Below are 12824 nucleotides of genomic sequence, written 5' to 3'. Positions count from 1 at the left end.
CTCGCGAAGACAAACCTGAGTTCGACTCGGTTCTTCAGGTCGATGTAGCTCCACGATCAACTCTGACAAACCTGAGTTCGACTCGGTTTTTCAGGTCGATGTAGCTCCAGGATCAACTCGGTCAGTCCCCTCTACCCTCTGGGGAGAGGGTTAGGGTGAGGGGTAGCCCTTACTGTTTCTCAACCGCAGGTGTATCGTATTCGCCTTTTGCAGGCCCCAGGTCTGTCGCTGATACGTGAGGTAGTTGAGTTCATGTCCTTTACCCGTCGACAAATACTCGGTGGTCTGGCCGGTCTTGTGGTGGTTGGCGTGGGGGCCGGGGGTGCGTCGCGTTATTGGCTGGGCAAGATGGCCGACGCAGAGGCCGGTCACGACTACGAACTGATCGCCGCGCCGCTCGACGTCGAACTGGTCGCGGGGCACACAACCCCAGCCTGGGCGTTCGGCCAGTCGGCGCCGGGCACCGAGTTGCGGGTGCGTCAGGGTGAATGGCTGCGGGTGCGCTTCATCAATCACCTGCCGGTCGCGACCACCATCCACTGGCACGGCATTCGCCTGCCACTGGAAATGGACGGCGTGCCGTACGTCTCGCAGCTCCCAGTGCTGCCGGGCGAATACTTCGACTACCAATTCCGCGTGCCCGACGCCGGCAGCTATTGGTATCACCCGCACGTCAACAGCAGCGAAGAACTTGGGCGCGGCCTCGTCGGTCCGTTGATCGTCGAAGAGCGCGAGCCCACCGGTTTCCAGTACGAAAAAACCCTGAGCCTGAAGAGCTGGCACGTCGATGAAGAGGGCGCGTTTGTCGCGTTCAGCATTCCTCGTGAAGCGGCGCGCGGCGGCACCGCCGGGCGGCTGTCGACCATCAACGGTGTGCCGGTGCCGGTGATCGATTTGCCCGCCGGGCAGATCACTCGCGTGCGCGTGCTCAACCTCGACAACACCCTGACTTATCGCCTGAACATTCCCGGCGTCGAAGCGCAGATCTACGCGCTGGACGGCAACCCGATCACGCCGCGCCCGTTGGGCAAGGAATACTGGCTCGGCCCGGGCATGCGCATTTGTCTGGCAATCAAGGCGCCGGCGGCCGGTGAAGAATTGTCGTTACGCAACGGCCCGGTGCGTCTCGGCACCCTGCGTTCGGTGGCCAACAATGACGCGCCGACCCAGTGGCCACCGGCGCTGCCGGCCAATCCGGTGTCCGAGCCGGACCTGGCGAATGCCGAGAAACTCAACTTCAATTTCGAATGGGTCGGCTCGGTCTCGGTCAACGTCGACAACGGCAAGCCGCCGAGCCTGTGGCAGATCAACGGCAAGGCCTGGGATATCACCGACAAGACCTGCGCCGACCGCCCGATTGCCAAGCTCGAAAAGGGCAAAAGCTACATTTTCGAATTGAAAAACATGACGCAATACCAGCACCCGATTCACCTGCACGGCATGAGTTTCAAAGTCATCGCGTCGAATCGGCACAAGGTCATTCCGTATTTCACCGACACCTATCTGTTGGGCAAAAACGAGCGCGCGCAAGTGGCGCTGGTGGCGGATAACCCCGGCGTCTGGATGTTCCACTGCCATGTGATCGACCACATGGAAACCGGCCTGATGGCCGCCATCGAGGTGGCGTGATGCGGCAGATTCGTCCAGCAGCGATCATCGACCGCAGCCGTGACCGCGATTTCATGCGCGAAGCCCTGGCGCTCGCCGCTCAAGGCGCGGCCCTCGGCGAAGTGCCGGTCGGCGCGGTGCTGGTGCAAAACGGCGAGATCATCGGGCGCGGCTTCAATTGCCCGATCAGCGGCAGCGATCCCAGCGCCCACGCCGAAATGGTCGCGATCCGTGCCGCCGCCACCGCCGCCAGCAATTATCGACTGCCGGGCAGCACGCTCTACGTCACGCTCGAACCGTGCAGCATGTGCGCCGGGCTGATCGTGCATTCGCGGGTTGCGCGGGTGGTGTATGGCGCGCTGGAGCCAAAAGCCGGGATTGTGCAGAGCCAGGGGCAGTTCTTTACCCAAGGCTTTTTGAATCATCGGGTGGTGTTTGAAGGCGGGGTGTTGGCGGATGAGTGTGGGGCGGTGCTGAGCGAATTCTTCAAGGCCCGAAGGGCCAAACCCGCAGTATAAACACCGAATTACTGTGGGAGTGAGCCTGCTCGCGATAGCGGACCAACCTTCAACATCGTTGTTGGCTGAAAGGTCTTCATCGCGAGCAGGCTCACTCCCACAGGTTTTTTGGTGACTGGGAGATCGGGGTTTATTTTCGGGCGACGATCACGGCACGCATCGGCGCCGGCAGTCCTTCGACGGTTTTGCTGTGATCGTCCGGATCCAGAAAATCACTCAGCGACTGATACTTCATCCATTCCGTCCCGCGCTGTTCCTCGACCGTGGTCGTGCTCACATCCACGCAGCACACGTCGCTGAATCCGGCGCGGCGCAGCCACAATTCCAGCGCCGGCACCGATGGCAGGAACCACACGTTGCGCATCTGCGCATAACGGTCTTCCGGCACCAGCACTTGCTGCTGATCGCCGGCAATCACCAACGTCTCCAGCACCAGTTCGCCGCCCTTGACCAGGCAATCCTTGAGCGCCAGCAAATGCTCGATCGGCGAGCGACGGTGATAGAAAACGCCCATCGAAAACACCGTGTCGAAGCCTTCCATATTCGGCGGCAAGTCTTCGAACGGGAACGGCAGATGCCAGGCGTTCGGCTCTGACAAGTAACGCTGAACCGCCTGAAACTGGCAGAAGAACAACCAGTTCGGATCGACGCCAATTACGCTGTCAGCGCCGGCGCCGAGCATGCGCCACATGTAATAACCATTGCCGCAGCCGACATCGAGGATGCGTTTGCCCTGCAAATCCAGATGCGGCGCCACTCGCGACCACTTCCAGTCCGAGCGCCATTCGGTGTCGACGTGCACGCCGAACAGGTCGAACGGTCCCTTGCGCCACGGCGACAGCCCCATCAGCGCCGTGCGCATTTGCGCGCGGGTGGCCTCGTCGCAATCGGTATCGAGCGTCAGTCCGTTGAGCAGATCGACTTCGCTCGGCTGAATCTTCGGTAACGCGTCCAGCGCACTTTGCCAGCGCTCCAGATCGCCGTGACCCTTTTCCATTTTCTTGTCGAGTTGCGCCTGCAACGTGTTGGCCCAATCGGCCAGCGGCGTGCCCGCCAGACGGCGGGCGAGGGGGGACAGATCAATCATGGCAAGGCAATCAACGAGGCAAAGTTAAGACACTGGAACCACGGCACGACTTTCGAGAACCCGGCGGCCAACAGGCGTTCGCGGTGTTCTTCGAGACTGTCGGGCTTCATGACGTTTTCGATGGCGCTGCGCTTCTGGGCAATTTCCAGCTCGCTGTAGCCGTTGGCGCGTTTGAACGCGACGTGCAAATCGGTGAGCAACGCATGCTCTTGCAGATCATTGAAACGCAGCTTCTCCGACAGGATCAGCGCGCCGCCCGGCAACAGTGCCTGGCGGATGCGGCTGAGCAACGCGGTGCGCTGCTCCGGGGCGATGAATTGCAAAGTAAAGTTCAGCGCCACCACCGAAGCAGGCTGAAAATCCAGGGCGAGAATGTCACCTTCGATCACCTCGACCGGCAGCAACTCCTGGAACATCGAGTCCTGACCATTAAGGTATTCCCGGCAGCGCTCGACCATCGCCGCCGAGTTATCCACAGCGATCACCCGGCAACCGTCGGTGCGCACATGCCGGCGCAGCGCTTGGGTGACGGCGCCGAGCGATGAGCCGAGGTCGTAGAGCACGCTGTTCGGCTGGGCGAATTGCGCGGCGAGCACGCCGAGGTTTTCAACGATGGTCGGGTAACCCGGCACCGAGCGCTTGATCATGTCCGGGAACACCCGCACCACGTCCTCGTTGAAGGCGAAGTCAGGCACCTGGGCCAGAGGCTGGGCGAATAGGCGATCGGGTTCTTTGCTCACGGCGGTTCCAGCGGCATAGGTGGAAAAGGCCGGCATTTTAGCCAAATTGCCCGGGGGATGCGCGGGTTGTCTGATAAACCGCTGCGAACGATGAGAATCCACTGTGGCGAGGGGGTCAGCGTTGTTCTTGAGTAAACGCCGACGCAGTAATCGCCCATTGCCCCAGCCAGTAGCTGAGGATTATCACGTAGGGCGCGGCGACGAACGGCATTACAAACCGGCTGATGCCGATCACGCTGTCGGAGAACACGAACGCCAGTGCGCCCGCCGCCGCCAGCAGCGCCGAGCGCTTCGGCACATCGGTGCCGAGCCGGGCGAGGGCGCGCCAGAGCATCGCGCTGATGGCCACGCCATAGACAATCACTGGCACCAGCAACGGCCCCAAGCTATGGGAAATCAGAATCCCCAGCAGCACCGCGCCCACCACGACCGCCAATACCAACGGCAGCAACGCCAACCGCCGGCAATCGCTCAAGTAGGCTTTGAGGTACGCCAGATGCGCGACCAGAAACGCCCCGAGCCCAAACACAAACAGATCCCCCGGCCATGCCAGCAGCACGTCGCCGAGCAGCGAGAAAATCAACCCAAGGCTGATCCAGCGCCGATATTCGGTGGGCGGCGCGTCGTGCAGCCAACCGAGCAGGGCCAGCACCGGCAATGGCTTGACCAGCAGGCAAAGCAGCGCGGCGTGCACGCTCAGGCCGTAGAGAAAAGTCACCGCGCCCATTAGTGCGAGGATCAGCCAACCCACGATCAGTTAACCGAAATGGCGCAGTCGAAGGTTTGCACCGCTGGCACTTCGGGTGCCCACGGTTGTGAGTACGTCAGGCGCAAACGGCCGGTGCCGCTGGCGAACGACTGGAAACGCCAGGTCGACACCCCGGCGCTGCCGACGATGCCGGCGTCTTCCGGATTGCTGTAAACCTCGGGGCTCAATGCGCGCAACACGCCGCCAGCAGAATCCTGGATCGACCAGCGATAACCCGTGGTCGGGTTGCTCGGCAGCATCACGATCAGGTTTTGCCCGTTGTGCAGTTTCGCCGGGCATTCGCTTTGTTTTTCCACGGTCACATTTTGCCGGTCCTGCGAGGCGCAACCGGCGAGCAAAGCGACGGCCGTCAGCGCGGCGGCGAGGGGAACAAACAGGCGGGTGGGGGACATAAGGTCAGAGGCTCCGGCATTCACGACGAACGGCGAGCATAACTGAAGATGAGACAAATTGTGACAGCGCTGGGAATTGGCGTGGTCAGTTCTGACGCCTTCGCGGGCAAGCCTCGCTCCTACAGGGGTTGTGTGTCGGTCGCGAAAAATATGAACGACACACAACCCAGTAGGAGCGAGGCTTGCCCGCGAAAGCGGTGGTGCAGGCACTACATGACTATCAGAACAAGATCTTCGCCACGTCGGCAAAGCGCTTGGCGAAGTGCACGGTGATGCCTTCTTTCAGGTAATCCGGCAATTCTTCGAAGCTGCCACGGTTCGGCTCCGGCAGGATCAATTCGAAAATCTTCTGCCGCCGCGCCGCGATGACTTTTTCGCGCACCCCGCCAATCGGCAGCACATGCCCGGTCAGCGTCAGTTCGCCGGTCATCGCGATGCCTTTTTTCGGCGCCTGATTACGTGCGAGCGAGAGCAGGGCGCTGGCCATGGTCACGCCGGCGCTCGGGCCGTCTTTCGGGGTCGCGCCTTCCGGGACGTGCAGGTGAACGAAGGCTTCGTCGAAGAATTTCGGATCACCGCCAAACGACTTCAGGTTCGAGCTGACGTAGCTGTAGGCGATTTCCGCCGACTCTTTCATCACGTCGCCCAGTTGCCCGGTGAGTTTGAAGCCACGGTTGAGCGTGTGAATCCGCGTCGCTTCAATCGGCAACGTCGCGCCGCCCATGCTGGTCCACGCCAGCCCGGTGATGACGCCGGTGCCGGACAGCACTTGTTCGTTGCGAAACACCGGATGGCCGAGCGAGGCTTCGAGATCTTTCGGGCCGATCTTGATCACCGCTTTTGGCTCGTCGATCAACTTGACCACGGCTTTGCGCACCAGTTTGCCCAGTTCTTTTTCCAGGTGGCGCACGCCGGCTTCACGGGCATAACCGTCGATCAAGGCTTTCAGCGCGCTGTCGCTGATGCTCAGGCTGCCTTTCGACACGCCAGCCTTCTCAAGCTGCTTCGGCCACAGGTGACGCTTGGCGATGGCGATTTTTTCTTCGGTGATGTAACCCGACAGGCGAATCACTTCCATGCGGTCGAGCAACGGGCCGGGAATCGAATCGAGGGTGTTGGCGGTGCAGATGAACAGGACTTTCGACAGGTCCATGCGCAGGTCGAGGTAGTGGTCGAGGAATTCGACGTTCTGCTCCGGGTCGAGGGTTTCCAGCAGCGCCGAGGCCGGATCGCCCTGGTAGCTTTGGCCCATTTTGTCGATTTCGTCGAGCATGATCACCGGGTTCATCACTTCGACGTCTTTCAACGCCTGCACCAGTTTGCCCGGCTGCGCGCCGATGTAGGTGCGGCGATGGCCCTTGATCTCGGCTTCGTCACGCATGCCGCCGAGGCTGAAGCGGTAGAACGGCCGGCCCAGCGATTCGGCGATGGATTTGCCGACGCTGGTTTTGCCCACGCCCGGCGGGCCGACCAGCAGCACGATGGAACCGCTGATCTCACCTTTATAAGCACCGACCGCGAGGAATTCGAGGATCCGGTCCTTGATGTCGTCGAGGCCGGCGTGGTGTTTGTCGAGCACCTTGCGCGCGTGCTTGAGGTCGAGTTTGTCATCGCCGTAAACGCCCCACGGCACTGAGGTCGCCCAGTCGAGGTAGTTGCGCGTGACCGCGTACTCCGGCGAACCGGTCTCGAGGATCGACAGTTTGTTCATTTCCTCTTCGATGCGTTTCTGCGCCTGCGCGGGCAGTTTCTTGCTTTCGAGGCGCTGCTGGAACTGTTCGATGTCGGCGCTGCGATCATCTTTGGTCAAACCGAGTTCTTGCTGGATGACTTTGAGTTGTTCCTTGAGGAAGAACTCGCGCTGGTGCTCGCCGATCTTGCGGTTCACTTCGGCGGAGATTTCTTTCTGCAGGCGCGCGACTTCGACTTCCTTGCGCAGCATCGGCAGGACTTTTTCCATGCGCTTGAGCATTGGCACGCAGTCGAGCACTTCTTGCAGTTCGCTGCCGGTGGCGGAGGTCAGCGCGGCGGCAAAGTCGGTCAGCGGCGACGGATCGTTGGGGCTGAAGCGGTTGAGGTAGTTTTTCAGCTCTTCGCTGTACAGCGGGTTGAGCGGCAGCAGTTCCTTGATCGCGTTGATCAGCGCCATGCCGTAGGCCTTGACCTCGTCGGTCGGCTCGGTGGGCTGGTGCGGGTATTCGACTTCGACGAGGTACGGCGGGCGATGGTGCTTGAGCCAGGTTTTGATGCGGACGCGGGTCAGGCCTTGGGCGACGAATTGCAGTTTGCCGTTTTCGCGACTGGCGTGGTGCACTTTGACCAGGGTGCCGTATTCGGGCAGCGCGCCGGTGTCGAAGTGGCGCGGATCTTCCTGTGGCGTGTCCATGTAGAACAGGGCCAGGGAGTGGTGATCGGATTTGCTGACCAGGTCCAGTGTTTCCGCCCACGGTTCTTCATTGACGATCACCGGCAGCACTTGGGCCGGGAAGAACGGGCGATTGTGGATCGGGATGATGTAAACCTTGTCCGGCAGGTTCTGGCCAGGCAGGGCGAGTCCTTTGCCGGTGGAGTGGTGTTCGATGTGGTCTGTTTCGCTGAATTCGGTGGGGTCTTCGGGGAATTCTTGCTGGTCGCTCATGGGGCACCTGCGCAATGGGGTATGGGGTGTTAGATGGGGCGGGATTGGGGTGGTTTCAATGGCTGTGGGTTTTTCTTGGGGGCGTGGCGGCCTTTGGGCCGACCATGTTCTTGGGGGTTGGGGGCATATCCGTTGCTGCGGGTGGGGCGGATGGCGGTTTCGCTCTTACAGCGAGTGACTTTTTCAGACGCCAAAAAGTAACCAAAAGGCTTTGCCCCGGCGTTCGGCCCCTCGCTTGGGCTCGGGGTTCCTTCGCTCCGGGGTCGATCTGGGGGCATCGCCTACGGTCTGCTTCGCTACGACCTCCTCTCGATGCGTTCGACTCCGTCGAACGGCGCTTCGCGCCCACCCCCAGATCAACCCCTCCACTCAGCCTGCCGAAGGGGCAGCACGGCAAGATCAAGAGCTGCAGGCGAGCTAACGCTCGGCCTGTTGAGTGGTGAGAAGCACAGCGGATCTGCGTTTGATTTTGCCTTTGTAGGAGCGAGGCTTGCCCGCGAAGGCGTCCTGACAGACGACCTGTTTCCCCCAAACACACCCAAATCCCTGTAGGAGCGAGCCTGCTCGCGATGGCAATCGATCCCCCAAAACCCATCCACCTGACCCACCCCTACCGTAATTCCCTAAATCCCCCGCCCACAAAAAAAGGCGACTCCCTCTCAGGAGTCGCCTTTTGTCCTTCAACCGCCGCTAAAGCTTACTCGGACAGTTTGTACGCGATCACGTAATCACCTTGTTTTGTGCCCAGCGAACCGTGACCACCTGCAACGACGAGGACGTATTGCTTGCCGTCTTTGCCGGTGTAGGTCATCGGTGTGGTTTGGGCGCCTGCTGGCAGGCGGCCTTCCCACAGTTGTTTGCCGTTTTTGACGTCGTAGGCGCGCAGGTACTGGTCGAGGGTGCCGCTCAGGAAGGCGACGCCGCCGGCAGTGGTGAACGTGCCGCCCAGGCTTGGGACGCCCATGCTCAGCGGGATTGGAACCGGCGAGCTGTCGCGCACGGTGCCGTTTTTGTGTTTCCAGATGGTTTTGCTGGTGGTCAGGTCGACCGCTGCAACGTAACCCCATGCTGGCGCCTGGCACGGCAGGCCCATTGGCGAGAGCAGCGCTTCGAGGACTACGCCGTATGGCGCGCCTTTGTTTGGCTGCACGCCTTCGGTTTCGCTTTTACGCGGGCCTTGTGCGGCGATTTCGGCGGCCGGGATCATTTTCGATTTGAACGCCATGTAGCTCGGGTTCACGAAAGCGATCTGACGGACCGGGTCAACCGAGATACCGCCCCAGTCGAACACGCCGAAGTTGCCTGGGTAAACGATCGAACCCTGCAGCGATGGCGGCGTGAACGGGCCGTCGTAGCGCATGGATTTGAAGTCGATCCGGCAGATCAGTTGGTCGAACGGGGTTACGCCCCACATGTCGCGCTCTTGCAGCGGCGGCGGCATCAGGTTGAGGTCGGATTTCGGTTGGGTCGGCGAAGTGTGATCACCTTCGACAGCGCCTTGTGGCACCGGCACTTCGTTGATCGGCACGATCGCCTGGCCGTTGGTACGGTCCAACACGTAGATGCTGCCTTGCTTGGTCGACGCGAGTACCGCTGGCTTGACGCCGTCAGCGGTTTTCAGGTCCATCAGGGTTGGCTGACCACCGACGTCCATGTCCCACAGGTCATGGTGGGTGAACTGGAAGTGCCATTTGACTTGACCGGTGGCGATGTCCAGCGCGGTCAGGCCGGCGGCATGCAGTTCCGATTCAGGGGTGCGCGCACCGCCGAACTGGTCCGGAGTCTGGTTGCCCATCGGCAGGTAGAGCATGCCGAGTTTTTCGTCGACGGCGAACATGGACCACATGTTCGGCGAGTTGCGCGTGTAGGTCTGGCCTTCGGCAATCGGCGTGGTGTCGTCCGGGTTGCCGCTGTCCCAGTTCCACACCAGTTTGCCGGTGTGCACGTCGAACGCGCGGATCACGCCGCTTGGCTCGTCGGTGGAAACGTTGTCGGTGACGTGACCGCCAATCACAACCAGGTCTTTGGTGACGGCTGGAGGCGAGGTGGAGTAGTAACCGCCGGCGGCGAAGCTGCCGATGTTGGCGCGCAGGTCAACCTGGCCCTTGTCGCCGAAGTCTTCACACATTTTGCCGGTGTCGGCGTCGAGTGCGATCAGGCGAGTGTCGGCGGTTGGCAGGAAGATCCGGCGTGGGCACACGGCACTGACTGGCGCGGTGCTCGCAGTGCCGGTCGGGCTCTGCTCGGAAGCGTAGGCCGCGTCATCGTGATACGACACTCCACGGCAGGTCATGTGCGCCCAACCCTTGAAGTTCGCCGCGTTTTGCGTGGAGAGCTTCGGATCGAAACGCCAGATTTCCTTGCCGGTGTCCGGGTCCAGCGCGATCACCTGGCTGTGCGGCGTGCAGACGTAGAGCATGCCGTTGACTTTCAGCGGGGTGTTTTCGGCGGTGGTTTCGCCCGGATCGTTAGGGCCAGGGATGTCACCGGTGCGGTACGTCCAGGCTGGGACCAGCTTGTGGGCGTTTTGCGGGGTGATCTGCGCCAGTGGCGAATAACGATCGCCGTGCGCGCTGCGACCGTAGGAATTCCAGTCACCGTCCGGCATCGCCGGGGCCGTGTTGGTCATGCCCGGAATGCTGTCGCGATCCAGTTGACCCTTGGTTTCACCCGGACTGGTGAACTGGCTGGCCAGTGCAGCGGCGCCCGCGAGCACCACGGCCACGCTCAGCGCGCCAGTACCCATCGGCGCAGCGCCGGTGCGCAACAGCGGACGGCGGAACCACGGCAGCAACATGACGATGCCCAAGGCGAACAACAGCGCCAGACGCGGCACCAATTGCCACCAGTCGAGGCCGACTTCCCACAATGCCCAAACGGTACTGGCGAACAGCACCAGCGCGTACAGGCCCAGTGCCGCACGGCGAGCCATGATCAGCAAAATGCCGCTCAGCGCCAGGCCGATACCGGCCAGCAGGTAATACAGCGAGCCGCCGAGCATGCTCAGCTTGATACCCCCGGCCAGCATGGCCAGGCCCATTAGCAGAAGCAGGATACCGAGCAGGCTCGGTAGCAGGCGGCTTCGACTCAAAGCACCATCAGTGCTCATAGTGTGGTTCTCCGTGACGTTTTAAGTAGTCCCGCGCAAGTTCACTGTAGATGACGATCTGGCGTGGGCATGGTTCAGTTAAAAAGTGTTCAGTTAAATCAAAGCCTGTGCGGTCCTGTAGGAGCGAGGCTTGCCCGCGAAGGCGGCGTGTCAGTCAACATCAACGTTGAACGTAACGGCCTCTTCGCGGGCAAGCCTCGCTCCTACAAGGTTTGCAGCAGCCTCAGAACGAAGTGGTGATCTTGATCCCGCCAATCAGCGCGTCATCGACCTTGTCCACGCCACCCGGGTGGCGGATGTATTGCAGGTTCGGGCGCACGGTCAGCCAATTGGTCACGTGCACGCCGTAATAAAGCTCGGCGCTGTATTCGGTGTCTTGCGGCGGCACGAACGTCGCGTCGTCGTAGTCATAAACCGCGCGTGCCTGATTGATCGCCTCGGCGTTCTTGCGATAGGCCGGGTTGACGTGAACCCGCGCCATGGCAAAACCGATGTCGTCCTTGGCGCGTGCATCGAACAAGCCTTTGTAGACGACGCCGGCCTGGACATAGTTGTCGATGGCGTTGGTCTTCTTGTCGTGCATCGTGCCGTTGGCGAACACGCTCAAACCACGGGAATTGTCGCTGGCGCGGCTGGTGATCTGCTGCTGCACACCCAACCACACACCGTGCTTGCTCGACGCGCTGCGATAGGCTTCGCCGCTCAGGGCCGCAGGCTGGCCGTTGCGATCCTTGTAGGCGTCGGTGGCTTTCGCATTGCTGTAGTAATAACCGGCGCGGTACTCGCCCGGCAGGCCATTGAATGTCGGCGTCCACACCAGCTCGACCGGCAGGATCGCGCCTTGAGTGCCGCTGCCGCTGAGCTTGAAGCCGTTGTTGCGATCCAGGTTCGACGGGTTCTGCTCATACGCGCCGACCTGCGCATACAGCTCTGGCGTCAGGTGATATTTGACGCGCATCGCCCATTGGCTGACCGGCCAGTTGTACCAGATGCCGCCGACCCAGTTGCCGACCTGCGAGCCGCAGAACGCCAGGTTCTGGAAGTCGCACGGGAAGCTGTTGAAGTCTTCGCCCTCGCCAAAGCGGCCGACCTTGATGTCGAGCTTCTGGTCGAAGAATTTCTGCTGATACCACATCTGCGTCAGGCGCCAGGTCTGCCCACGGCCCCAGACTTCCTGGGCCGAGGTGAAACCGCCGACCCGTGGATCGTTGATCCGGTCGTTGCTGATGTTGTTGCCGCTGCGTTCGGTGACGGTCAGCTGAAATTCGGCAGCGTCCCAACCGAGGATCTTCTGCAAGTCCAGATGCGTGCCGAGGCCGAACTGGTCGCTGTAGCGCGCCGTGCGGTCGTGGTCATAACCGCCGTGCAGGTTGCTGCCCATTTCGCCGGTGTAATCGACTTTGAAGTCGTAGCCTTTTTCCGCAAGTTCGGTGCGCGTGCCGTTCCAGTCGCCGAGCATCCACGGCGACTCACTGTCGAAGGCCGGGGCGGCGTGAACGCAGGTGGCGAGGCCGAAGGCACTGAGGCCGCCGATCAGGTTCAGGGCTTTTCGATGGGCAACAGGCAGGCGGACAGCGCTGTCTCGCAGAATAGGAAAATCAGGCATGGGTAAGTCGTTCTTGGTCTTTTCGAGGGGGTGAACTGAAGCGGCAGTATGTCGCGGGCAGCAGAAGCGATTCAGCTTGACGGGCGCAAGGATAATGTCCTGTTACAAATAGAGAAAGCGCTTTTCCTGACATGGATCATTTCGGATTCGGTAACAGTCGCCTGCGACCGCGCGTCGCATGACATTCATTGACCCTGTAGGAGCAGAGCTTGCTCGCGATGGCGGTGGGTCAGTCAACAACGATGTCGCCGGTGCGGACGCCTTCGCGAGCAAGCTTTGCTCCTACAGGGGGTGGCGGTGGGGCAGTTGACGATGATGTTGTCTGTGCGAACACCTGTGGGAGCCGAGCTTGCTCGC

At 61.3% G+C, this 12824-nt stretch carries 9 protein-coding genes; 2 read left to right on the top strand and 7 right to left on the bottom strand.

The genetic code is table 11. From position 1 onward, the window contains the following. Positions 1 to 252 precede the first annotated feature (252 nt). Both FBY12_RS22005 and tadA read left to right on the top strand, forming a co-directional pair. The gene (locus FBY12_RS22005) at positions 253 to 1629 is read left to right on the top strand and encodes a multicopper oxidase family protein (RefSeq protein WP_145255906.1); all 1377 of its coding nucleotides are present in this window, start codon (positions 253 to 255) and stop codon (positions 1627 to 1629) included. After that, on the top strand, positions 1629 to 2126 hold the full coding sequence (gene tadA, locus FBY12_RS22000) for a tRNA adenosine(34) deaminase TadA (protein WP_145255903.1): 498 nt from the start codon (positions 1629 to 1631) through the stop codon (positions 2124 to 2126). The genes FBY12_RS22005 and tadA overlap by 1 nt, the downstream gene beginning before the upstream one ends. 130 nt (positions 2127 to 2256) lie before the next feature. Here tadA and cmoB read toward each other — a convergent pair whose 3' ends face one another. The 7 genes from cmoB to FBY12_RS21960 form a co-directional block, all read right to left on the bottom strand. Beyond that, on the bottom strand, positions 2257 to 3213 hold the full coding sequence (cmoB, locus tag FBY12_RS21995) for a tRNA 5-methoxyuridine(34)/uridine 5-oxyacetic acid(34) synthase CmoB (RefSeq protein WP_145255900.1): 957 nt from the start codon (positions 3211 to 3213) through the stop codon (positions 2257 to 2259). Further along, positions 3210 to 3989 (bottom strand): carboxy-S-adenosyl-L-methionine synthase CmoA, encoded by a 780-nt coding sequence (cmoA, locus tag FBY12_RS21990; RefSeq protein ID WP_178111790.1) that lies wholly within the window; start codon positions 3987 to 3989, stop codon positions 3210 to 3212. Before cmoA ends, cmoB begins: the two co-directional genes overlap by 4 nt. A 79-nt stretch (positions 3990 to 4068) precedes the next feature. Further along, on the bottom strand, positions 4069 to 4704 hold the full coding sequence (locus tag FBY12_RS21985; protein ID WP_145255894.1) for a lysoplasmalogenase: 636 nt from the start codon (positions 4702 to 4704) through the stop codon (positions 4069 to 4071). Between the two features lie 2 nt (positions 4705 to 4706). Then, positions 4707 to 5114, bottom strand: a complete 408-nt coding sequence (locus FBY12_RS21980; protein ID WP_145255891.1) for a protease inhibitor I42 family protein — start codon at positions 5112 to 5114, stop codon at positions 4707 to 4709. A gap of 220 nt (positions 5115 to 5334) precedes the next feature. Continuing rightward, positions 5335 to 7752: an endopeptidase La gene (gene lon, locus FBY12_RS21975; RefSeq protein ID WP_092278521.1), complete on the bottom strand. Its 2418-nt coding sequence runs from the start codon at positions 7750 to 7752 to the stop codon at positions 5335 to 5337. A gap of 697 nt (positions 7753 to 8449) precedes the next feature. Then, positions 8450 to 10861 carry a glucose/quinate/shikimate family membrane-bound PQQ-dependent dehydrogenase gene (locus FBY12_RS21965; RefSeq protein WP_145255885.1) on the bottom strand — a complete coding sequence of 804 codons (2412 nt, stop codon included), beginning with the start codon at positions 10859 to 10861 and terminating at the stop codon, positions 8450 to 8452. 223 nt (positions 10862 to 11084) lie between these two features. Continuing rightward, positions 11085 to 12467 (bottom strand): carbohydrate porin, encoded by a 1383-nt coding sequence (locus FBY12_RS21960; RefSeq protein WP_145255882.1) that lies wholly within the window; start codon positions 12465 to 12467, stop codon positions 11085 to 11087. Between the last annotated feature and the right edge of the window lie 357 nt (positions 12468 to 12824).

It is taken from the genome of Pseudomonas sp. SJZ131 (genome assembly GCF_007828705.1).
GTDB classification, from domain to species: domain Bacteria; phylum Pseudomonadota; class Gammaproteobacteria; order Pseudomonadales; family Pseudomonadaceae; genus Aquipseudomonas; species Aquipseudomonas prosekii.
The sequence above is the reverse complement of the archived record's forward strand: the minus strand, read 5'-3'. Positions and strand labels throughout refer to the sequence as shown.